General features: G+C 62.4%; 38 protein-coding genes and 1 tRNA gene. 8 read left to right on the forward strand and 31 right to left on the reverse strand.

Going from position 1 to position 20201, the window contains the following annotated elements:
* Positions 1-5: 5 nt before the first annotated feature.
* Positions 6-392, forward strand: a complete 387-nt coding sequence (locus GGQ99_RS23245; RefSeq protein WP_183264472.1) for a DUF1232 domain-containing protein — start codon at positions 6-8, stop codon at positions 390-392.
* An 87-nt stretch (positions 393-479) separates the two neighbouring features.
* Here the strand turns inward: GGQ99_RS23245 and GGQ99_RS23250 are convergent, their stop codons facing one another.
* Complete coding sequence (locus tag GGQ99_RS23250; RefSeq protein ID WP_108607227.1) at positions 480-1433, reverse strand: Gfo/Idh/MocA family protein; 954 nt, start codon at positions 1431-1433, stop codon at positions 480-482.
* A gap of 139 nt (positions 1434-1572) precedes the next feature.
* The gene (locus GGQ99_RS23255; RefSeq protein WP_183264344.1) at positions 1573-1734 is read right to left on the reverse strand and encodes a hypothetical protein; all 162 of its coding nucleotides are present in this window, start codon (positions 1732-1734) and stop codon (positions 1573-1575) included.
* 82 nt (positions 1735-1816) lie between these two features.
* Between GGQ99_RS23255 and GGQ99_RS23260 the strand changes: the two genes are divergently transcribed.
* Positions 1817-1893: transfer RNA gene (locus GGQ99_RS23260), tRNA-Met, on the forward strand.
* Here the strand turns inward: GGQ99_RS23260 and GGQ99_RS23265 are convergent.
* From GGQ99_RS23265 to GGQ99_RS23275, 3 genes are all read right to left on the reverse strand, one after another.
* Positions 1850-3520 carry a recombinase family protein gene (locus GGQ99_RS23265; protein ID WP_343061775.1) on the reverse strand — a complete coding sequence of 557 codons (1671 nt, stop codon included), beginning with the start codon at positions 3518-3520 and terminating at the stop codon, positions 1850-1852. The two genes, GGQ99_RS23260 and GGQ99_RS23265, sit on opposite strands and share 44 nt — an antisense overlap.
* 93 nt (positions 3521-3613) lie before the next feature.
* On the reverse strand, positions 3614-4108 hold the full coding sequence (locus GGQ99_RS23270) for a hypothetical protein (protein ID WP_183264345.1): 495 nt from the start codon (positions 4106-4108) through the stop codon (positions 3614-3616).
* The gene (locus GGQ99_RS23275) at positions 4065-4334 is read right to left on the reverse strand and encodes a hypothetical protein (protein ID WP_183264346.1); all 270 of its coding nucleotides are present in this window, start codon (positions 4332-4334) and stop codon (positions 4065-4067) included. Before GGQ99_RS23275 ends, GGQ99_RS23270 begins: the two co-directional genes overlap by 44 nt.
* Before the next feature lie 360 nt (positions 4335-4694).
* Between GGQ99_RS23275 and GGQ99_RS23280 the strand changes: the two genes are divergently transcribed.
* Positions 4695-5177, forward strand: coding sequence for a hypothetical protein (locus tag GGQ99_RS23280; protein ID WP_183264347.1), 483 nt, complete (start codon positions 4695-4697; stop codon positions 5175-5177).
* Positions 5178-5182: 5 nt separating this feature from the next.
* Here GGQ99_RS23280 and GGQ99_RS23285 read toward each other — a convergent pair whose 3' ends face one another.
* Positions 5183-5965, reverse strand: a complete 783-nt coding sequence (locus tag GGQ99_RS23285) for a hypothetical protein (protein WP_246389714.1) — start codon at positions 5963-5965, stop codon at positions 5183-5185.
* Between the two features lie 34 nt (positions 5966-5999).
* Here GGQ99_RS23285 and GGQ99_RS23290 point away from each other — a divergent pair, with 34 nt between their 5' ends.
* Positions 6000-6638, forward strand: coding sequence for a hypothetical protein (locus GGQ99_RS23290; protein WP_183264348.1), 639 nt, complete (start codon positions 6000-6002; stop codon positions 6636-6638).
* Between the two features lies 1 nt (position 6639).
* Here the strand turns inward: GGQ99_RS23290 and GGQ99_RS23295 are convergent, their stop codons facing one another.
* From GGQ99_RS23295 to GGQ99_RS23415, 25 genes are all read right to left on the reverse strand, one after another.
* Complete coding sequence (locus GGQ99_RS23295; RefSeq protein WP_183264349.1) at positions 6640-6888, reverse strand: hypothetical protein; 249 nt, start codon at positions 6886-6888, stop codon at positions 6640-6642.
* Positions 6876-7286 carry a hypothetical protein gene (locus GGQ99_RS23300; RefSeq protein WP_183264350.1) on the reverse strand — a complete coding sequence of 137 codons (411 nt, stop codon included), beginning with the start codon at positions 7284-7286 and terminating at the stop codon, positions 6876-6878. The genes GGQ99_RS23295 and GGQ99_RS23300 overlap by 13 nt, the downstream gene beginning before the upstream one ends.
* A complete protein-coding gene (locus GGQ99_RS23305; protein WP_183264351.1) occupies positions 7286-7915 on the reverse strand; it encodes a J domain-containing protein in 630 nt (209 codons plus the stop codon). Before GGQ99_RS23305 ends, GGQ99_RS23300 begins: the two co-directional genes overlap by 1 nt.
* Positions 7912-8169 carry a hypothetical protein gene (locus tag GGQ99_RS23310; RefSeq protein ID WP_183264352.1) on the reverse strand — a complete coding sequence of 86 codons (258 nt, stop codon included), beginning with the start codon at positions 8167-8169 and terminating at the stop codon, positions 7912-7914. Before GGQ99_RS23310 ends, GGQ99_RS23305 begins: the two co-directional genes overlap by 4 nt.
* Positions 8170-8209: 40 nt before the next feature.
* On the reverse strand, positions 8210-8614 hold the full coding sequence (locus GGQ99_RS23315; RefSeq protein WP_183264353.1) for a DUF7736 domain-containing protein: 405 nt from the start codon (positions 8612-8614) through the stop codon (positions 8210-8212).
* Positions 8607-9023, reverse strand: a complete 417-nt coding sequence (locus tag GGQ99_RS23320; RefSeq protein ID WP_183264354.1) for a hypothetical protein — start codon at positions 9021-9023, stop codon at positions 8607-8609. The genes GGQ99_RS23315 and GGQ99_RS23320 overlap by 8 nt, the downstream gene beginning before the upstream one ends.
* The gene (locus tag GGQ99_RS23325) at positions 9020-9265 is read right to left on the reverse strand and encodes a hypothetical protein (RefSeq protein WP_183264355.1); all 246 of its coding nucleotides are present in this window, start codon (positions 9263-9265) and stop codon (positions 9020-9022) included. The genes GGQ99_RS23320 and GGQ99_RS23325 overlap by 4 nt, the downstream gene beginning before the upstream one ends.
* On the reverse strand, positions 9265-10023 hold the full coding sequence (locus GGQ99_RS23330; RefSeq protein ID WP_183264356.1) for a hypothetical protein: 759 nt from the start codon (positions 10021-10023) through the stop codon (positions 9265-9267). Before GGQ99_RS23330 ends, GGQ99_RS23325 begins: the two co-directional genes overlap by 1 nt.
* A 43-nt stretch (positions 10024-10066) precedes the next feature.
* Positions 10067-10510 (reverse strand): hypothetical protein, encoded by a 444-nt coding sequence (locus tag GGQ99_RS23335; protein ID WP_183264357.1) that lies wholly within the window; start codon positions 10508-10510, stop codon positions 10067-10069.
* Positions 10511-10517: 7 nt separating this feature from the next.
* Positions 10518-10667 (reverse strand): hypothetical protein, encoded by a 150-nt coding sequence (locus GGQ99_RS23340; protein ID WP_183264358.1) that lies wholly within the window; start codon positions 10665-10667, stop codon positions 10518-10520.
* Positions 10668-10673: 6 nt separating this feature from the next.
* Positions 10674-11036: a hypothetical protein gene (locus GGQ99_RS23345; RefSeq protein ID WP_183264359.1), complete on the reverse strand. Its 363-nt coding sequence runs from the start codon at positions 11034-11036 to the stop codon at positions 10674-10676.
* Positions 11033-11176 carry a hypothetical protein gene (locus GGQ99_RS23350; RefSeq protein WP_183264360.1) on the reverse strand — a complete coding sequence of 48 codons (144 nt, stop codon included), beginning with the start codon at positions 11174-11176 and terminating at the stop codon, positions 11033-11035. The genes GGQ99_RS23345 and GGQ99_RS23350 overlap by 4 nt, the downstream gene beginning before the upstream one ends.
* Complete coding sequence (locus GGQ99_RS23355) at positions 11173-11547, reverse strand: hypothetical protein (protein WP_183264361.1); 375 nt, start codon at positions 11545-11547, stop codon at positions 11173-11175. Before GGQ99_RS23355 ends, GGQ99_RS23350 begins: the two co-directional genes overlap by 4 nt.
* Before the next feature lie 25 nt (positions 11548-11572).
* Positions 11573-12745 (reverse strand): hypothetical protein, encoded by a 1173-nt coding sequence (locus tag GGQ99_RS23360; RefSeq protein ID WP_183264362.1) that lies wholly within the window; start codon positions 12743-12745, stop codon positions 11573-11575.
* Positions 12746-12773: 28 nt separating this feature from the next.
* Entirely contained in the window at positions 12774-13625 is an 852-nt protein-coding gene (locus tag GGQ99_RS23365; protein WP_183264363.1) for a hypothetical protein, read from the reverse strand.
* Entirely contained in the window at positions 13558-14511 is a 954-nt protein-coding gene (locus tag GGQ99_RS23370) for a YqaJ viral recombinase family nuclease (RefSeq protein ID WP_183264364.1), read from the reverse strand. Before GGQ99_RS23370 ends, GGQ99_RS23365 begins: the two co-directional genes overlap by 68 nt.
* The gene (locus GGQ99_RS23375; protein WP_183264365.1) at positions 14508-14804 is read right to left on the reverse strand and encodes a hypothetical protein; all 297 of its coding nucleotides are present in this window, start codon (positions 14802-14804) and stop codon (positions 14508-14510) included. Before GGQ99_RS23375 ends, GGQ99_RS23370 begins: the two co-directional genes overlap by 4 nt.
* Positions 14804-15076, reverse strand: coding sequence for a hypothetical protein (locus GGQ99_RS23380; RefSeq protein ID WP_183264366.1), 273 nt, complete (start codon positions 15074-15076; stop codon positions 14804-14806). Before GGQ99_RS23380 ends, GGQ99_RS23375 begins: the two co-directional genes overlap by 1 nt.
* Before the next feature lie 187 nt (positions 15077-15263).
* Positions 15264-15410, reverse strand: a complete 147-nt coding sequence (locus GGQ99_RS23385) for a hypothetical protein (RefSeq protein WP_183264367.1) — start codon at positions 15408-15410, stop codon at positions 15264-15266.
* Positions 15407-15595, reverse strand: a complete 189-nt coding sequence (locus tag GGQ99_RS23390; protein ID WP_183264368.1) for a hypothetical protein — start codon at positions 15593-15595, stop codon at positions 15407-15409. The genes GGQ99_RS23385 and GGQ99_RS23390 overlap by 4 nt, the downstream gene beginning before the upstream one ends.
* Entirely contained in the window at positions 15592-15912 is a 321-nt protein-coding gene (locus GGQ99_RS23395) for a hypothetical protein (protein ID WP_183264369.1), read from the reverse strand. The genes GGQ99_RS23390 and GGQ99_RS23395 overlap by 4 nt, the downstream gene beginning before the upstream one ends.
* On the reverse strand, positions 15912-16097 hold the full coding sequence (locus GGQ99_RS23400; RefSeq protein WP_183264370.1) for a hypothetical protein: 186 nt from the start codon (positions 16095-16097) through the stop codon (positions 15912-15914). The genes GGQ99_RS23395 and GGQ99_RS23400 overlap by 1 nt, the downstream gene beginning before the upstream one ends.
* Before the next feature lies 1 nt (position 16098).
* A complete protein-coding gene (locus GGQ99_RS23405; RefSeq protein ID WP_183264371.1) occupies positions 16099-16449 on the reverse strand; it encodes a hypothetical protein in 351 nt (116 codons plus the stop codon).
* A complete protein-coding gene (locus GGQ99_RS23410) occupies positions 16449-16604 on the reverse strand; it encodes a hypothetical protein (RefSeq protein ID WP_183264372.1) in 156 nt (51 codons plus the stop codon). The genes GGQ99_RS23405 and GGQ99_RS23410 overlap by 1 nt, the downstream gene beginning before the upstream one ends.
* A gap of 350 nt (positions 16605-16954) precedes the next feature.
* Positions 16955-17680: a helix-turn-helix domain-containing protein gene (locus GGQ99_RS23415; RefSeq protein ID WP_183264373.1), complete on the reverse strand. Its 726-nt coding sequence runs from the start codon at positions 17678-17680 to the stop codon at positions 16955-16957.
* A 94-nt stretch (positions 17681-17774) separates the two neighbouring features.
* Between GGQ99_RS23415 and GGQ99_RS23420 the strand changes: the two genes are divergently transcribed.
* From GGQ99_RS23420 to GGQ99_RS23435, 4 genes are all read left to right on the forward strand, one after another.
* The gene (locus GGQ99_RS23420; protein WP_183264374.1) at positions 17775-18017 is read left to right on the forward strand and encodes a hypothetical protein; all 243 of its coding nucleotides are present in this window, start codon (positions 17775-17777) and stop codon (positions 18015-18017) included.
* Between the two features lie 159 nt (positions 18018-18176).
* The gene (locus GGQ99_RS23425; protein WP_183264375.1) at positions 18177-18680 is read left to right on the forward strand and encodes a hypothetical protein; all 504 of its coding nucleotides are present in this window, start codon (positions 18177-18179) and stop codon (positions 18678-18680) included.
* Positions 18677-19543, forward strand: a complete 867-nt coding sequence (locus GGQ99_RS23430) for a GcrA family cell cycle regulator (RefSeq protein ID WP_183264376.1) — start codon at positions 18677-18679, stop codon at positions 19541-19543. Before GGQ99_RS23425 ends, GGQ99_RS23430 begins: the two co-directional genes overlap by 4 nt.
* Positions 19540-20067: a hypothetical protein gene (locus GGQ99_RS23435; RefSeq protein ID WP_183264377.1), complete on the forward strand. Its 528-nt coding sequence runs from the start codon at positions 19540-19542 to the stop codon at positions 20065-20067. Before GGQ99_RS23430 ends, GGQ99_RS23435 begins: the two co-directional genes overlap by 4 nt.
* Positions 20068-20201 lie beyond the last annotated feature (134 nt).

Raw genomic sequence — 20201 nt, forward strand, 5'->3', positions numbered from 1 at the left:
GCTCGATACCCGTGCTGGAAGCGGCCAAGCGCTGGGCGCGGCTCCTCAAGCGCGATGTCGTGGCCCTCTACCTCGCCGCGCGCAGCCGGTCGACGCCCTGGTATGCCCGCGTGGCAGCCGCCTGCGTGGCGGCCTACGCGCTGAGCCCGATCGATCTCATTCCCGACTTCGTGCCGATTCTCGGCTATCTCGACGATCTGCTGATCGTGCCATTGGGCATCTGGCTGGTCATCCGCATGATCCCGCCCGAACTGATGGCCGACTTCCGTGCAAAGGCAGCCGAAATCAACGCCAAGCCCAGGAGCCTGGCAGGCCTCGCTTTCGTCGTGACGGTATGGCTGGCAGCTCTCGCCCTTGCCGGGTGGTGGGTGATGAGGGGAATAAGGCAGTAGGAAAAAGGGACCGGGCAATACTGCTCTATTCCCCTACTCCCCTACTCCCCTACTCCCCTACTCCCCTACTCCCCTACTCCCCTCACTTCAGTCGTGCGTAACCGTGCCCGCAGTCAGGATGCGCAGCACACCCAGCGCCTCTTCGGCGCCGGTGCGCGGCTCTTCGCGCGTCTGGATGCAGTGGATGAAATGCTCGAGTTCGCGCGTCAGCGGCATGGCATTTTCGAGCGCGATATAGGTCGGCTCGTTCATCGTCGACGTCCACTGCCCTTCGTCCCGCCACACCGCATGCCGATAGAGTGCAAGCTTGCGCTCCTGCGGCTCGACGTCGTCGAACACCGCCATGCCCTTGGTCCCGACCACCGTCAGCCGGCGCTCGCGATACGGATTGAGGCGCGATGCAAACAGGTGCCCGCGCAGGCCATTGGGGAAGCGCATGTGCAGGTGGGCAAAATCGCTGAGGTGGTTGAGCACTGCAGCGCCCTCGCCGCGCACCTCGATCGGGGCTGTGCCGGTGATCGCCAGGATCATCGACAGGTCGTGCGGAGCGAGATCCCACAGCGCATCGTTTTCGGCGTGGAACTTGCCGAGGCCCAGGCGATGCGAATGAATGTAGCCGACTTCGCCGAGTTCGCCCTTGTCGACCAGCGCCTTGAGCCCTTCGAAAGCCGGATGGAAGCGCAGCACGTGCCCGGTCATGAACACGCGGCCATTGTCGCGCGCGGCTTTCACCGCGCGCTCGGCGTCGGGCACGGTCAGGGCAATCGGTTTTTCGACCAGCACGTCCTTGCCCGCCTCGACGGCACGAATCGCGAAATCGGCGTGGAACTGCGGCGGCAGCGCCATGACGACGGCGTCGACGTCGTCGCGGGCAAACAGTTCGTCCGGCGTCAGCGCAAGGCAGCCCTGCTCGGCGGCAAATCGTTCGGCGCGGGCCGGGTCGACGTCGGAGACGGCATGAAGGGCGCCGAGCGACTTCAGGGTGCGGATATGATTACCGCCCCAATAGCCGCATCCAAGAACTGCAATACGCGGATTCATCAGGCTCTTTCCAGGGGGATTTATGTCGGCAGACATAATGTCCGAGCCTCTCTAACTCAACCCCGCAGCCTGCGCCAAAATCACCTAGCTCGCATGCACGTGGGTTCAAGCATACGCCAAAGATCGTTAACCGCACGCTCTACGGCCAGGCTCCCATCATGCGCTGCATATCAAAGTTGCGGGCCGGCGCAGGAGCAATCCCGCCCAAAAACCAGCCGCAAACAGGCTGAATAGCAACCGGCGATGCGTCCTTGGCAATTATCCGGAATTGCGCAATGTCACTGCTTGACAGGTTCGTCATCCAGACATTATATCCGCCCGACCTTGGCGAACGCATCGACGCCTGCCTCTTCCGAGACAGTTTTTCGAGCCTTCTCCACCCTGGCGGGATAGCTCAGTTGGTTAGAGCACGGGAATCATAATCCTGGGGTCGGTGGTTCGAGTCCACTTCCCGCTACCATCACTCCCCCCCGAATTTTGAGATTTTGTTCGGGGGCGTCCTCGACGAACTTCGAAAGAAACCCTTCGACCTCGATCTCTGGCGGTTGTCCGCTCGATGTCGGGTAGACCGTGACTTTCGAAATCAGCTCGCGAACCGTAGCCTTGATGTCGTCGGTCAACTCGTCGTTGCCTCGCAGGCTGGCTGCCAGTGTCTCCACGATCCGCAGATAGCGGTTGATCAGCGCCGGCTTCAACTGGATGACGTTAGGGGGCTCCGGCATCGTTTCCAGCTTCTTCTCGATCTCGGCCCGCTCGACACGGAGCTCGTCGAGCCGCACCTTGGCCTCGTCAGCACTGAGGACGCCGTCGATGGCGAGATCTGCGGCGCGCTGGAACGACTTGTTGACGGCGGCGAGACGTTGCGCCGCCTTTTCCCGTTCGGCGCCGTCACCGGCCGACAGCCGCTGCTGTTCGGCGTTGTAGACCGTCACGTAGTATTCGACGGACCGCCGATCGCTGAGGCGCTGCTGCAGCCCCGAAATCACACCGGCCTCGATATCCTCGAGCACATACGGCCGTCGGTTGCCGCAGGTCCTGGCTTCGGTGGCCTTGGTGCACTTGATCCGGGTCACCCTGCCCATCTTGCCGTGGATCGACATCCCGCCACCGCAGGCCCCGCACCGCAGCAAGCCGGATAGCAGCCGCTTCGGGTTGCGCTTCATCGTCTTCGAGAACGGGCGGTAATGGCTTTTCAGCTCGACAACGGCCTGGAATAGCTCAGCCGGCACGATCCTGAGATGAGGCGCCGGGACCTCCTGCCATGCTGATTCGGGATTTGGTCGCGAGATCCGGCGCCCCGTATCGGGATCCTTCACCATCGAGACGCGGTTCCAGATGATGCGGCCGTCATAGATGGGGTTCTGCAGGATCCCGTTGAACCGTTTCATGTTGCCATTGATCGTGGATGCCTGCCAATCGTTGCCGCGTGGTGCAACGATGCCGTCACGGTTCAGCCGCCCCGCGATATCTCGCGGTGGTGCCCCCGCGGCGTATTCCTCATAGATCCGCCGAACCACCTCGGCCTCGGCTTCAACGATTTCGAGCTCGCCAGGCTTTCCCAGAACGGGCTTGTAGCCATAGGCCTTGCCACCGGCGTTCCTGCCGTCGCGGACGACACCAGCGAGACCGCGCCTCACCTTGTGGGCGAGATCCTGGAGAAACAGGGCGCCGACGAGCCCTCTGATCCCGATCTGGATGATGTCGGCACGACCGTCGTGGACGGCGCAGATCTCGACGCCTTCATGGGTCAGCCGCTTGAAGATGCCTGCGAGATCTTCCTGATCGCGCGAGATCCGGTCCAGGGCCTCGACGACGAGCACATCGAAGGCGCCGTCGCGAGCCGCATCCATCATGCCAAGCAGGGCATCGCGTCCCATGATCGAGGCACCGGATTTGGCGTGATCATGGAATTCGGCCACGATGTCGTGGCCCTGTTTAACGGCATAGGACCGGCAGAGATTGAGCTGATCCTCGATGGACCGATCAGTCTGCAGATCGCTTGAATACCGGGCGTACAGCGCGGCGCGTTTTGACATCGGGTTCATCCGTTGTGGGGCCATCGGTGGCGCCGCCACAGTAATCCTCATGCGCGGCCTTGCGCGCAAGGGCCTCAATGATCTTGGCGAGCTCGGGTTCTAGACCTGGTGGTGGCGCGATGACCAAGCGCTTTCGCTTCATCATCAGTCATAGCCCTCAAGCCAGAGCCGATAGGCCTTCTCGATGGGACGGAAGATATCGGCGGCGCGGGCATCATGATCGAGGTCGGCGCGGCTTTCGATGCCGCAGACCTTGCGCAACCAGGCGCCGGCCTCCTCGGCCGAGGCGATATCGACACCACGCTTCTGCTTCGCAAAGGTCCAGAACCCTTTTTCGGAACCGATGATGGCGGCGGAACGAGCGAGTGGGCCGCCCTTGCGCTCCGGCTTTGGCTGCTCCGCTGCGTGCTCCTCGGCCGGCACGCTTGCCGCCTCTGAGGTCTCCGCCGGAGGCAAAGGACATGATTCCGCGATCTGTTCTGGGGTCAGGCGCAGGTCCGGCGCCACTATGTCGACGACGAGTTCGTCGCCCTCGACTCGGATCCTCCAGCTCTTGGCGTCGCCGGCGGCGTCCCCAAGCAGGGCCTCAATGGCTTCAGTGATGTGCCAGGAATAGCGGTGGACGATGACCGGCTTCATGACCGGCCCCCGCCGGCGTCCGCGGCTTCCGGTCGAGCTCCCACTTCACTTCGAAGCCGCGGCCGAGCTGATGGCGCGCACGAATATGGGCGTGCCAGAACCCTGGGATGGGGCCGTCGTACTTGAAACGGCAACGCCCCTGCTCGAAGTAGATCCGTGGGTTGATGAGGTCGAGTTCTCTGGTTCGACCATCGAATTCGATGATGAAGTACGAGTATTCTGCCAAGATAGCGCCCCCTCCTGCTTTCTAGTGTTATGTAGTGAGATGGCGAAATGGTTCCCGAGACCGAGAAATAAATATCGGGCTGGTTAAGGGAGTCGCACCTAATTCGTTCCAAAGCCGACCTCCTCCAGGAAGGAGGCGAGCCCCTCGGGGCGCCCCGGTTCGAAGAAATTCGGTCTGACGTCGCTGATCCAGTGCCGATTGAGGTTATCCTCGAGACGATCACGGACACGGCGCATTCTGTTGGCCTTCAGGTCGTCGGCGGTCCGAGTTATGCGGCGCTCCCATTTTCGGAGCTCACGCCACAGCCGGCGGTGTTCAGCCCTCACCGACGCCGGCAGGCAGCAAAAGCACTTCCCGCAGATGATCTCGGCGCTGTCAGGGTGCTTGTCACTGGATGCGGTACGCCGGCAGCGCGGATTGATGCAGGGGATCCGATCAGACATCGCGCCCCGACCTGACTATGCGGTTGTCGATCTGACCTGTATGCCAGGCAGTCAACACGAAACGCAGGAAAGGGATCGAAAACTGACGTACTATCAATCTCTCAAGGTATCTGGCAGCGCTATTGCTAGTGCGGTCGCCATCGCGATCCTTCACGATCTGAAGGCGAACAAGATCAGCCTCGATGGACTCCCACAAATTCTGGTCGAAAGATGCGAGACGACAGGGTTTCAGGTCTCGCTGAAATGGGATGAGAGCGTGGTACGCTTTTTTATCGCTGATGTCGAAGCCAAGGCGGCTGTTGCATTGTTGAAACGCTCCGGCGACCATGATCCTGCAATGTTCAATCGCGTCCAGGCGAGTGTGGCGGCCCTTGAAGCCAAAGTGAGTCAGGCGAGATAGGGCGTTCATGGCGCCACCTCGTCGATGATGTCGATGTTGCCGACGCGCACCGTGAAAGTGGTCACGGTCACCCAAGGGTTGGTGTCCCAGCCGTAGCCGCGGCCAGCATTGAGGCTGTTCCAGAGCCAAGCAAACAAGGTTATCGGCGGAACTCGATCTGCCTTCACGAGACAAAAGCCGGTGTCAAACCATTCGCCGTAGGCCGTGCGCGCTCCCTCCGCAACAGCGTCGGCCTCGCTGATATCCTGCAGGCGCTCGACGCGAACGTCGGTGACGGTCAGGGTGAGGCGCGAGGCCCAGCGCGGCATATGCATGCCGGCGCGAAGGCGGCCGGCCCATTTGGGCATGGAAGACGGATAAGAGAGATCTGGCGGGTACTCATCCGCAGTCCGAAGGCGGCCAACGGGGGGAGAGCTCACCCCGCCCATCGACCCGCCAGCCTCGAACATAACCGTCATGGTGCGCGGCGGCAGATCGCGCGGAGCGGTATCGTTCCACTTGTTAGAAACCCGCCAGGCTTCGCGGACATACAGCCGGTCGCCGGCCTGAACGCGGACGCCATTTATCAACTCGGCTGCAATTAGCTCAGGCGTCGACTGATCGCTGAAGACGACACCGCCACCAACCTGCCAGGGGACGTTCCAACCAAAGGCCGTCATTTCTGGCTGCGGGATGATGCGCCGCGTCTTGGTCTTTCGACCGTCAAGCAAGGCGCGAACCATCGGGCCGGAGAAAAGGATGGGGCGGTCAGCCATGTTGATAAGCCAGTTCTCCCCCGACCAGATCATTGAAAGCGCTCTGCCGTTTGGCTAGCGTCGGGTCGTGGGTGATAAAATCTCTAGGGGCTGGGAATTTTGGCTTGGCGCGGCACTTGTTACCGCAGCCATTTCGGTTATCGCGGCTGCGTTCTTCGTGGCAGAGTTGCGGGAAATCGTTTCGAAACTTGGTGCGGCAACTGCCGCGATCGCGGTCGTCGGTGCCGCGCTGATCGCTTACAGTGGCGCAATGGCGAAGGTCCGCTATGATTACAAAGGGGATCTCGGAAAGAAGTCGGCGGCGCGCAACAATTTGACTGCGAAGTTCAAATTCTTGACCTCGCGGATCATCCTGGAAAGTCGTGAAATCAAGACCTCTCTTGTCGCAGCTAAGGGCACCTATGCACCAGCACGCGCTGTCACCCCGGCAGATTTTCAACTCTCTGAGCCATCTGAAATGAAGGAACTCTGGGATCAGCTCGAACAACTGCCAAAAGACGCGGTCAGCTCGATCGGGATCGTCCGCCTCAGGTACGCACAATACCAGCGGTTGCATGCGGGCTATATGGATATGATCAAGATCGCATCCATACATCCTGGCTCGCTTCGAAGCCGAGAGACCGAAATGATAAATACTATTGATGCCATCATCGGAGCTGCTCAAAATGCGCGAGCGAGCTTCGAAAACCAAGATAAGCCAAAGTGATCTATCCATGGTCGCCGCCTACCATCGCGGCGATGCACGCGTTCCAGCCGTCGTTCCAGTGCTTGCGCCAGGAGGCATCGAACCGATCGACCGGCTTCAGCGCCGGCACCCTGGGGTGCGGCACCGCCTCGAGTATTTCGCGGGCGGCCGCATAGACGGCCTGCTCTGGCGCGTTGATATGGCGCATGAGGATATCGCCGGCGGCGCGTACCGACGCGTCGTTGACATCCCGGTTCGTCACCTCAGGCATGACAGCCCCCTCCTTTTCAGGGCGTCCAAAATGGTGGTGTGGTGGCGGCCAAAGGTCTGAGCGAGGCGCGTCGAGGTCATGCCGGGATAAGCCAGCTTCACGGCCGCGATGGCGTCGAAACGCGCCTCGACGACGACTCGATGGCGGTCGTCGGACAGGACAAGGCTCACGGGGACCTGATGCCAGGCCGCGACTCGGTCGATGATCTCGCGCGCCGGGGTGCGCGGCACTGGCCTCGGAATGTTGGCGAGGCGGCAATAGATCTGCCAATCGCGCCTAGCATCGGCCCGAAGCTTCGCGGCGGCGGCGGCGCGGAGACGCTCGATTTCGGCATCAGCCCATTGCCGGATCGCGGCGTTGCGACGTTGGGCCTGCAGGAATGAAGGTGAGTGTAGCATCACGCACCTATCTCTTTCAGCGCCTCGGTCCGGGCTTGGTTCAGTTCGGCCATCTCAACGGTGGAACCGCCTGGTACGTCGGGATGCGCTGCTTTCGACTTCGCGCGGAATCGCTCGTTGAGGTAGCTGGCTGAAATCTGCTCCGTTGGTCCGAAGCCAAAGACCTCGCGCCACGACCGCCTGGCGCTCGGCGCCGGCAGCGCCGTGAAACCAGCGAACATCTCCGACATGTTGGCGACGCCGTAGCGCTCGATGGCGCGTGTCGCTTCGATGTGCTTCGCGATAGCTGCGATGTTGTCGGCAACTCGGTCATAGGTATCGCAGGGCATGCAATGCGGCTTGCCAGCGAGGTCGAAGTACAGTGCAACGCCCGGATCTCGGGGTTCGGCCTGTCCCGAGCGCGGGCGGCCATCGAGGCGCGGTTCGAGATTGGTCGAGACAACCGGATATCGAGCGCCGATACGATCGAGCTCGTCCTGAAGCCGGCCGAGTGCGTCGGCGACCGTGAGATCCTTGGTCTCCTGGTACCGACCGTTGTTGACCTTCTTGCCGAAGCTGGCGCGCTTGCGACCTCCGGCCGACTTGCGGGGACGTCGCTGCGGCCACTGGAGCGGATAGGCTGCGGTCACTTTCCCGCCCTCCACGCCAGTTCTTCCTCGATCTCTCGCTTGTGTCGATCGAGATCGGCGCGCACCGCGAACATGATGTCGACCTGCCCCTGATCGCTAAGACGAATCGGGTTCGAACCGACGACGAGCCTCATCGGCTCGCCGGCGTCGATGCCGGCAATCGCGGCTTTGACCTCTTCGAGGCGACGGGTGAGGCGCATCGTATCCGCGATGCGGGGCAGTACTGAATCGGCATAGGTCTGATCGGTGATCATGACTTTCTCCATTCACATGACTGGGGGACAGCGGCGGGGCTCAGTGCCCGCCGTCGATAACGACGATGCGGTCAGGGGGAACCTTTTCGGCGAGCTCCGAGAGAGGATCGATGCGCTCATGCTCGGCGATGTTGAGCCGCGGGACCGCGATGGTCTCCCCGTATCGAGCCTTCCATATCGCCAGCCATTCCCGCCAGTTCTCGCCATTGACCTGTTCGGCCTCGGCGATGGCCACCGCCAGCTCGGGATGCATCGCAACGATGACGGGGGTAGCTTCCAGACTGACGCGCGGCAGCTGGTGGGTGTACAAGCTTTCACCCGTCATCCAGTTCAGGACTTCGTAGACGCCAGCGATGTGGTTCTCGGAGACGAGAACATCTGCGACGACCGAAAGCACGGCGCCTGTGGGGAAGTCCTTTGTCCGATTTTGAACAGTCTCAGACATTGGTTTTGCTCCATTTGTTGAAGGCAACGATCGCGTTGCCAAGCGCCTCATCGATCGAGGCGCCGGTGAATAGCTCGTCGTGCCAGTCCGTCCAGTCGCCGCAGCACAGGACCTTGCAGTTGGGCTGACCGTTGAAATCCGGGTTGTCGCAGAGGATCTGGACGCTGTGGCCCTCGGCGGCTCTAAGCTGCTCGACGATCCGCCAGTTGCGGGCTTCCTGCAGATACCGGTTGTTGGCCTCGATCAGATCGATGACGCGCTTATTGTGGGCAGTGAACACCGGCTGCAGGGCGGCCAGCACTGCGGCGGCGACCCCATCGGACGAACCATTGGCGTGAGCGTATCGCTGCAACGCGGCTTGGAACGCCTCGTCGTCGCGGATCATGTCAGTGGAGATGACCGGCATCATCGCCCCCCACGCTGTTCGTTGCGCTTGATCAAGCGCGAGATCGGGGCGTCGAGTTTGCCGAGGTCCATGCCTTCGCGGACGATCTTTATGACATCGCTTTCGTTGAGCGACCGGCGATGACGGCGCATCTGGAGGATGACGCTCAGCAGCCCCATCATCACGATGAAGAGGATCAGGAGGATGATCAGGGTGCCGAGGAACGACCAGACCGAGCTCAGCACGATTTCGAGGAAGCGGTTCATCAGAATCCCCTCTCCATTTCTTTGCGCCAGGCATCGGGGTCATGCCGCTCAGAGGCATAGGCGTCTGTGGTCTTGGGACGTGGTGTCGGCGCTGGTGCAGCGACAGCGCGCTTGCTGACCTCGAGGCGGGCGGTGTGAACGACGTCCTCGCGATCCGGGTCCGATGGCATCTTCGACTTATTCAATATCCAGTCGAGGTAGCTGTCAGGGATCTCAGAGAAGCGCTTGCCGCTATGCTCGCCGAAATCGATCTTGATCAGGGTGACCGGCTTCCCCGTCATCTCGACCAGCGTTTCGGGCTGATAGATCTTCAGGAGATCGAGCAGGATATGCGCAGTGATCCAGGTGTCCGGGCCCGCGCGATGCGGCGGGTCTGCCCGCGCGTCACCGAGACAGAGCCCGCGTTCGTACCGGATCGAGCCATTGCCGTGGCTCTGTAGCTCCGGCCAAGCCGTCCGTGCCGCCTTGAACGTGCAGATCCAGGGCAGGTTGTGGCCTCGGATAAAACGCCTGTCGAAGCCGACGTTGTGGGCGCAGAGAATGTCGGCACCCTTGACGATCTTGGCTCTGACCTCGTCCGGATTTTCAGCGTGTTCGACATCGGTTTCGGTGATGTGATGCACCGCCATCGCCGGGAACGTGATCGGCATGCCGGGATTGACGAGAACAGAATGCGGTCCGCTTTCGATCTGCCAGCCAGCCAGAAACAGGCGGATGTCTGTCCAGCCGATCTCCACCATCTCGGCGGGATCGTTCATAGCGCTGGTTTCGGTGTCGACGACGCGGATCAGGGTGAAGGGCTCAGCCACGGCCTTGCTCCTGCAAAGCGCGAAGGAAGCTGTCGCGGGCGCCGGACTCGACGAGCCTCATCATGCCGTCGAAGTCAGGCCGCCCCGCGTTGGCTGCGGCGGCGCCGAGAACCATGGACAACGCTATGTAGCAGGCAACCGTATTGCGGCCCTGGAGTACTGCGCCCAGCTCGTTGGCAATATCGACGGCCTGGCCGCCGACATCGGACACATCAAGGCTTTTCCTGGCCACCGGGGTCGCCGCAATATTGATGATCTCGATGAGCAGTGCGGCGATCTCGGCGGCCTCACTGTCTTCGCGTTCGCCGTTGTGGTCGATGACGCAAACCTCGACACCCTCGGCGTCGGCGATGCTGCATGCGTCCTCGGCGTGCTGCTGGACAGGCAGCCGAACGCCAAGTTCGGCGAGCCGCGTAATGATTGCTGAAAGCCTCATGAGCGTGTCAGCCCTTGTTGTCGCGGGGTTTTCCGACCCGCTCGATGCCGGTTTTCTTGTCGGCGTCGTACTTTTCGGTCGTCCGAACGGGCGGCGACGGAATGTGCTTGTCGTCCATGGACGGTGTGATTGCCTGGTCCTCGATCTTTTCACTCATTTGGGATCAAGCTCCGGGAACAGACACGGCAGCGGCCGGTTCGACGGGCTCGGGTTCAGCGGGATCGTTCTCGATCCGGAACCCGGCAATGGCGGTGGCGAGCGTGAGCAAGGCCAGCGGATCCGTGAATGCACGCTGGTCGCCTTCAAGGATCCTCTCGGCGAGGTCGACGGCTCCGACGAGACTGACGGGCCCTACGATGACCCGACCGTGTTCGTCGGACAGAAGAAGGTCGCCGGCGGCGAAGGGGACATCGACGGTGCCGTCCTTGGTGATCACCTTGGTGATCCCCGGAGCCGCCGCGTACATCAGATTGCGCATCCCTCTGCGGTAGCTGTCGATGCCGAAGGCCTGGATTTCTTTGGTCATTTTGCCCTCACGACCTTGATTTTCCTGATGTGCGCGGAGTGCACCTTCTCGGCTTCGGTCCGCGCGCCCTTGGGGTCGGTTGCGGTCACATCGACGGTGGTTCCGTCGGCGAAATGCACCCGGAACGTGGCTGCACTCATGCCTTGATCCCCCTGTGAACCTGGATCGGCACCGTTGCTGGCTCCGACCTTGGAACCTGCCTAGCCGACATCGGAGCCTCCAGGCTTGCCTGGTTCGGCTCCAGGGCAACCAAGGCGTCCCTGCTCGACCTCACCAGGATCTGGCGGGTCGCGATGCGGGCATCGGCGCCGCGTCGGGTATCCGCGATCTGCTGCAGTATCCGCTCCTGCTCGGCTTCGAAGGCACGCGCGGCCTCCGCCAGCTCGCCTTCAAGGGACCGCAGCGCGATATCGCGGTCGCGTTCCATGTCGAGGATCCGCTGTTCGTTTCGCCGGATCGCGTCATGGTGGATCTGCGCCTGCTTCGCGATGGGATCGCCGGCCGGTGACACAGTCCCCTCTCCCCTCGGTTCCATGTCATTCCTCCTCGACCACGTCGGCTGCGGCCTCGTCGTCGAAGCCAGCGAGATACGCGTCGAGCTCGGCTCCGCGACCATCGGCCTTGAGCTCAGCGGGGATCGCCTTTCGGCCGAGGCCGCGGCGGTACGCCGCCCTGCCCTTGCGGGTAGCCACTGCAATGGGATCGCCGTCATCCGACTTGGAGGTAGAGTCGGACGACGGCTGTTGCCCGGCGTTGTCGGCGGGGGATGACTCGCCGGGCTTCTCGGAGGCCTCGGGGGACGGGCCGGCCTCCGAATTCTTTGGCGCTGCTGCAGTGCCTTCCTTGCTCTTGTCGGCACCGCCGGCGAGCTGGTCGAGCCGTCCTTTGAGGCCCGCCGGCTTGTCGCCGGCCTGACGCTTCACCGGGAACATCTCCTCGACGGTGGCCTCGCCGCTACGCAACGCCTGATGCATGCCGATGAGCGTCATGTACTGGTCGGGGCCGATGTCATCGAGGCCGCCGATCTCCAGTATCTCGAAGATCTGCTCCGGCTTCACTCCGAAAGCGGCGAACGCCTTCATGGCATCGTCACGCTTTTCGGCCATGGTCATCGCGTCGCCGATGAGCACTGCCTCGACGGCCGCGTACGCCTTGCGCCAGGCAGCCTTGGGGACACCACCCAGGATCGCGTTACGCTTCGCGATGGAAGCCGCCGCGTTGCCAGTCAAAGTGATCATGTCCTCGGTGATCAAACCGGTCTTCTTGTCGGCGACGAGACGCCGACGAACCCGCGCCGTCGCCGCCGAGTTGGTCTCGAGATCATGGAAGACGCCCTCGGCCTCGACATATTTTTCGACGCGGTCGACATGGACGACTCGGGTGCCCGACCTGTTGTTGCCCCACTGGCTCTGAATGATCTCGGCCAGCCTGATCGAGGGTCCGCGTATCGCCTTGCCGGCGCGTGGTAGCGCATAGATGCACTCCTTGGCGGTTTCCTCGTCCAAGGTGGCCAGCGCCGTGATGTTCCTGACGGCACGGTCGATGCTGCGAGGGAACGCCCTGGCAGTCGTGATCTGCTGGTCAACCTCAGCCATGGCGAGGCTGATGGCTAGGCTCTGATTGCCGGCGAGATAGTTGTCGGGCAGACCGATTTCGGTCAGCTCTCCGGTCTGCGGATCGTGCGCAGGAACGCGCGCTGGAGTGTTCATCGCAATGGTCTCCTGTTGTCCGAGCTGGTCAGGCGCGGAACCGAGTTTTCTGATCGGGGATGAAGTCGACGCCCGCGAGCGGGGCAGTGTTCTTGTTCTTTTTGGCGTACGCGGCCAAAGCCTTTTCGATGCCGTCGACGCTAAATGGCCCGTAGCCACGCAGCTTGTTGAGGTCGATCTTGCTGTAGTCTTTGACGGCGTAGGTCCAGTTCTTGACCTGGCTGATCGTGCCGGCTTCGGTACGAGTCGGCCCGTTGCCGGCGGTCAATGCAGCGTTCTCGAGCACCGCGGCCTTTTGCTCGGCGCTGGTGGCCTCCTGCAGGGCGATGTCGGAAAGGACGGAATGGCCAGATGTGGCGGCCTCGTCGAGCTTTCGATTGGCAAGAGCCCTAGCCGCGTCGGCCTCGGCAGCGGCCTTCCGCCTTTCTTCTTCGCGCTTCTCGTCGTCGTACCGACCGACCACCATCTCTGCGAATTTCTTCATCGCGTTGCAGCGGTACTTCAGCGAGCCCTCTGCCGGCTTGTCGGTGCCGAAGAGACTGTTCCACTCGTCGACCTCGGTGCGCAGTGGCTCGATGACCTTCGCGCGTTTCTCGTCAATCGACTTCGCCAGCTTGGCAGCGTTGACGCCGATCTCGACAAAGGTGTTGCGATCGTTGTCAGAGGCGATGGTGTCAGCGGTGAGCGCACCGCGGGCTCCATTTGCCTTGATCGCCAGTGCCTCGACTTCGTCGATCAGATCCTTGAACCGATCCCGAAATACGTCGGCAGTGGTCGCGAGATTGTGCCCTGGTCCCGCGATGGATGGGGCATCAGAAACCTGCATTGAGGTTCTCCCTTGGCTTGATGCGCAGCACGCGCGTTGTGGTGCCGTCGCCACGCACCGATGTCCGGGCGCTGATGAACCAGCGTTCGGTTTCCCCGATCTCGGCCGTACCGAGGGCATGGATGATCATTGCGCGGAGCCGCCCTGCCCTTGCGGCCTGCTCGGTCTCCGTCGCCTTGGCCTCGACGTAGAGGCCCGCGAGATCGTTGACGTGGTAATCGCGGGTGAGGTCCAGGCGCTCCGGCAGGCTTTGGCGAAGTACGTCGAGGACCGCTTCGCTATCCCGATCCCAATCGGGATCTGGTGTCCTGCCGGCGGCGATCATTTCCCAGAAGGCTTTGACCTTCTCGACCAGCCGTTCCCAGAACTCGAAGTTGTCGAGCGGGATATCTATGATGGGTTCCAAGCGGAACGTGCCGCGCCGGGTCAGCACCACAACAGCGACACAAGCCCATGGGCACTTCGTCAAGGTGGCCTCAACTATTGCCTGAATCGCGATCCATGTCGGCGGGATGACAGCGCCGGTATCGGGGTCGGTCTCCCAGAACTTCTCGAAGGCATCCTCGGAGACGCTCTTGATCTGCATGATGCCGGTCCCGCGACGGTCCGGGCGGACGACGAAGGCATCCGGTGTCGCACCGATGCGGGTCTCGGGGTCCCGGTAGTAGACCGGGTTGTCGCCGTCGTAGCTGATGGCCCACGCCGGATGGCGCTTCTGCACCATCTTGACGACGACTGGCTCCATCAGGATCCCGCGCTCCATCGCATCGGAAGGCTCGCCGTCTGGAGAGCGCCGACCGGTCTTCTCGGCCCAGAGTTCGTAGGGTGACGAATACGGGTCGACGCCGAAGAGCGCGCCGGCGACACTTGCGGTGACGTCCTGGGTGCGGGCGGCAAGCCAGGCGGCGCGGTCGGCGGGCCTGATGATCTGGATCGTCATGATGCCCTGCCCGATCCGCGCTTATTGCGCTGCCGCCATTCGCCGTTCGGAACCGCGCGGCAGAGGTAGGACCTGATGCTGGATTTAGGCACCTGCTGGCCCAGCGCAGCAAAGATCGCATCGACGTCAGGATTGTCAGCGAAAGCAGCCAGCACGCGCTGGCGCTGCGTCATGATGCGGGTAAGGCCAAGCTTGGCGACATTGGCGGCGTCGAGATCAGATGCCAGCCCGGCGCCGCGCAGCATGTCGCGGACCTCGGCATCGGTGAAGCGGGTGAAGGGGCTGCTGTCCATCAGGCCCAGCCCTCAAGAAAGTCAGCTATCGACGCGTAGAACTGGCCGCGTTCTTCTTGGCTATTGGGCCAGCCTTCGATTTCAGCGGCCATCTTAGCCGCGTCGAGCAGCTGCTCGACGACATCGATACCGAATGCGCCCGACATGCTGCCGTCGCCTTCACGGGCGTAACGCATCAACTCGGCCATGGCGTCGGCAGCCTGCGAAGCCGCTGCAATGGCGAGATCGCGATTCCTGCTCTCGGCTTCTGTGGTTGGGGCGATGTCGATCATAGCCGTGAAGCCTCCGCCCTAGCGCAGCGCATGATCGCGCTGACATCGTGAGACAGTGGGACCAGCGCCTCGAGTGCAGCTCGGGCATGGTCCTCACCACAGGCGTGAATGCCGCGACGGGCATAGTCGACGAGCTGCTCGAACTCGCGTTCTTGCCCGTGGGAAATGAAGCATGGTCTCACGCCGTTCATGGCCGCACCTGCCGGCGGATATGGCACTGGCCGAGACGTCGCCAGAACGCCTCATACCGATCGGCGTCGACCGGATCGGCAAACTTCTGCTCGAACATCGGCGACGGCGGCATCGTTAGCGCGAAGATGGAGATCGTGATCATTCTGGCCTCACCGCGGCTGGCCGGTACCCGAGGGTGACCTCGAAAGTTCGGGCGACCTGCTCGATCTGCTGCTCGCGCTTCATGCCGATGCGACGCGCCCAGTTCAGGACATCGAATGCGTCGACGGCGAGCTCGTGGAGCTGCTTGGGCGAAAGCTGGTTGGTCGGGGATGGTTGGGCGGTCATGACAACGCGACCCACAACAGGGCGGCGACAACGATGGCGCCGGCGCCCAGGCTGATCCAGCCAATGACGGAAAACATCGGCTGGGCCTCGAATGGTGGGCAGTCGTCGGCATCGGCGATCGCTATCTCGGTGAAGTCGAGACCGAGGTCGAGTTCGGCGTCGAGTTCGTAATCGAGCGGCGGCGCGTCGACCTGCGTGTAGACTTTCCCGCGCCGGGTGATCTCGTCGACGTACCGCGCCGACGAGATCACCCGGAGATCGGCCCAGGCACGAAGCTGGCCTTCGGAGACATGGGAGAGATCAGCAAGCTCGCTCATCACAGCGTTTCCTCGATGTGGGTGATCTGGGCGCGCAGCTCGGCGACGCGGCGTTTCGCGGCCGGGAGTTCGACCGCACGACGGCGGAAATCGTCGATCATCTCGGCGCAAACCTCGTCGCGTTCGGCGCGCTCGAGGCTGTTGCGGAGGTCGTCGAGGCTCGGGACGATGGAGGGCGTATCCACGTCAGCGCCCCTCCGCTTGCGCGAGAGCAGCGCGGACGTCGGCGAGTGTGCGCACCTCCATCTGAACTTCAGCGGTCCAGTCGTCGGTGCATGAGCCGGGCGCATAACCGCGAGCAAGGAGGGTTCCAGAAAGGCAAGCCTCTGCCAATCTCAGCGCAGCCAGCATGGCCGGCGCTGCCTGCTCGCGCTCGATGGCTGCTCGCAAGCCGGCGAGAATATCGGCGACGCCATCTTGGGTTGGATCACCTTCAAAGCCGGCGACGAAAGCTTCGGCCTGCATCAGTGCATCCACGGTATCGTTGGCGTCGTCAGCGCTTGGCGCGACTGGCATGGCAGCAACAGCGGCGATCATCAGAACCACCCCTTGAGCGCTTCGGCGCCCCCCATGGTCAGCACCAGCCACGATCCCGGAAGGATCAGGACAGCGAACAGCAGCTTGACCAGATCGGCGGCCAGGCCGAGGGCGTCATCGGTTTCGGGGTCACGTCGTGGGGTCGTGTTTGGCATCGGATTTCTCCTTTGCCCAAAGCATAGCGCGCAACGCTATAGTCTTGTCAAGCCAGAAATATAGCTTTTCACGCTATGCTGTCCGTTCGGCCATTCACCGATAGCGGCCCACGCGTTCGCGCGCGGAAGCGCCAGACCTGATTCGTAGCGCGCTGCGCAGTGGGGTGCGACAGCACCCCACACTGAGAACGATGCGGGACACGGATTCGTTGAAAGGTTGAGCTCTACGAGTATCGTTGAGCAAGACCTGAGAGGTCTAAACGTAGAGCTCTATGTTAGAAGTTTATACTCACCGGGCGTGTGCGAAGGCGCGCGCGGTTAGCCCGCGCGCCGCGGCGATGTCAACGATGTCAGAGATGGATTTTTTGACCCTCGTCGAGATCGAAGATCGCCTTCCCGAACAGGTTATAGGATCCCGTCACATAGGCGATGATTCTGATCTCCTCGCCCTCGACGATGCCATTTTTGGGGATCAGGATCGGCTTGTGATGGAGGTTCGTGGACTCCGGCATCAAGGCGATCCCGTTGGGCTCCTCCCAGTACCGCTTGATGGTCCGCTCCCGCTCCTGGCCATCGAACCGCATCCGTTCGACGACAACGATGTCGCCTGTCGCAATCGGCCGATAGTGCTCGACGAAATCCAGGTAATCGACGCCGACAGCGAACATGCCATCGAGGATCCCAGCCTTGTTCATGGAATCGCCAAGGACCTGCCAGACGTACTGGCGGGCACGCCGATACCGCGGATCCGGAGATATCGCGACGGCCTGCGGCTCATGATTGGAATGCAGGTTGATGTCGACGAAGACACCGGCCTGGGCGATCCCTGCATAGGGGAGGAACGGCGCTGCTTCAGCGTCGGAGCCCCGGTCTGAGGTGCCCTCGAATTCCTCGCCGAAGAGCTCGTTGAGATCGACTCCCAGGACCTGCGCGATCTGCTGATAGCGGTCCATGCCGGGATTCGATTTGTCCCGCTCGATCTTGCTGAGATTGGTCCAGTGCATGTCGAGCTGCTCGGCGAGGTCGGCTTGCGACATCCCTTTGGCAGCCCTGATAGCGGCGATGTTGTTTTTCATTTCAATAGCATAGCGCCATTTGCATCATACGGGAAAAGCGGCAAACGCGATGCCGCTTGACAAATGCATAGCGTTGCGCGCTATGATTATCGTCATGAAAGTCCGCGAATGGCGTATCGCCAACTCCAAGTCTCTTCGACAGGCCGCCGAAGATTTCGGTATCGGTGCTGGAAAGAACCCCTCTCGCCGTATGCAGCGTATCGAAACCGGTGAAGCGCCGGTCGATGCCCTGCTTGCCGATGTGATCGTCCAGATCACGAATGGCGCGGTCACTCTCCAGGATCTCAACGATACGCGTCGCGACTGGATGCAGAACGCTCGCGCCGAGGTGGCGTGATGGTTGGCGTCGCGCACATCGTTTCAGGTGCCTTGCGCGACTGCCGGCGTGTCGCCGGCATGGTGGCCCCCTTGCCTTCCCGGCTGGGTGTTGCCCGCTTCGTTTCGTCTGTCCGTTCATCGCGTCTCTCCAACTCCGTTGCTGGATTGAGGGATAGCAATGATCGAGGCCGAGATCGTGGAAAGCTCAACCAAGAGCTTGGAAAGTTTAGCCAAGGGCAGAAGCCCGAGGCGGGGCGGCGGCATCATGTCTAGCGTTACCGCCGCCTTCACAGCCGAAAAGCGATCACCACGCCAGATAATCCAGGCAGTTGGCGACCTGTTGGCGCCTAACGTGCCGGCAAAGAGCCAGTTTGCTCCGATCCTGCGGGCGCTGATCAAATTTGTTCCCCAAGAATACCATAAGCGAGTCACGGAACGGCGGGTTCGTGGCATCTACAACGGCGACGCTCGCCGCGTTGAATGGTACGAAGTGCAAGCGCTTCTTGATATCGAAGCGACCGAGGAGGCCAGACGTGCCAAGCTTAAACTCGCCACCACGGCGCACATTCTGGCAGCTCATCTTGCCGCTGAGGGTGCGCCGCTCGATGGCCACCAGATGCGTGCTCTGGGGCGACTCGCTGGCGCACTGGATCTATCCGGAACTGGCGGAGACGCCAGGTGAGCGCGCCAGCAAAACCATGGCTGGCGATGACGCCAGCCCAGCGCCTCGAGGCGGTCCGCCAGCTACTTGAGCAGGGGCACGCCCCTAGCGCCATCGCCTGGAAATTCCAGGCCCGCCCCGCCGCTATCGCCACGGTCGTCAAGGCGATCCGAAAAGCCGACGGGGCCCCGCAAGACGAATCCCCCCCTGTCGCGGCCGACCTCACCCAGCGAGCCTGGGCAATCCTGACCAGCGAGGAACGGGATGCCGTGGTTCTCGCGCTGCGCGCCGACGGTCTGGCGGCATCAGCGATAGCAGCCCAGCTCGCCACGACCCGCAATGCTGTCATCGGGTACATGAAGCGGTTGACCGACGCCGGCGTCGAGGTGCCAGGCCTCAAGAAGCCGATGCGGCCGCGCACCAGCAGGGTGCCGACGCCACCATCACCAAGCAAGAAGCAGGCGACTCCAAAACCTGCAAAAGCCCCGGCGCCGAAGCGCGACAAGGTTTTACGCAGAAGCGCCGCCGGTGCCGTCGAAGCGGTACCGATGCGCGGCCCCAACAATCCGCATCCCTATGACTTCAAGGCGCGCGCCGAGCAGCGTGCCTCATCCCCAGGGCTATCCCCTGCTCTCGTTGCCGGCGAGCCCATCCGTGCCATCGAGGATCTCGCGGCACCCGTTTCCCGACGTCTCGCGTTGACGCAGCTCACCGAGCGGACCTGCAAATGGCCGAATGGGGACCCGCAGGCCGAAGACTTCGGGTTCTGCGGCCACCAGGTCTCCAGCGCGCCGTACTGCGCCTACCACGCCCGTATCGCCTACGTGCCTCCCACTATCCGCCACCGCGCCGACATCAGGTCGGCGGAAAGGAAATTCGCATGACCGTTCATGAGCGTCCGAACCGCGCTTCGGCGAATGAAGCAGCTTCCTTTGTCGAAGAGTACGACCGTCTCGAGCAAGTCCGCGAGGAAAAGCTTCGCCTCCTCGATGCCGACTTCAAGACGAAGAAGCGGGCGATCCAGAAGGAAATCGACAGCTCCCAGGGCACGCTTCTCGCCGATGCGAAGAGGCAGGGCGTCAACAAGGGCGTCATCCGGGCGCTGACCGATGCCCAGAAGATCAAGCGCAAGGCCGAGGCTTTGATGGAACGCGCCGAAGGCAAGGTCGACGGCCTCGATGAGGACGATCGCGACTTCGCCGTCGATATCCGCACCGCTCTTGGCGACGACTTCGCCGGCTTCGGGCTCGGCGCCGCGGCTGTGGCGCGCGAGGACACCGTCGCCGAAGAGGCGAAGCCTGATGCCACCACGCAGGCCGTGATTGCAGCCGTCAGGGCCGACATGAGCGAGGACGACTGGGACAAGGCCGCACCAGACGTAAACAGCGAGGCGACTGCCCCGCACTGATCCCGAGCGAAAGCCTCCGATGACAACGGCAGGATCACCGGCGAGGCCGGCCCTGTGACGGGAGAGGTGAGTAGGCCGCGCGGGGCGGACCGCGCAGGGGGAACGCCACCTCCTATCAGGCGTGACAGGACGGA

Source organism: Aminobacter niigataensis (assembly GCF_014200015.1).
Lineage (GTDB): Bacteria > Pseudomonadota > Alphaproteobacteria > Rhizobiales > Rhizobiaceae > Aminobacter > Aminobacter niigataensis.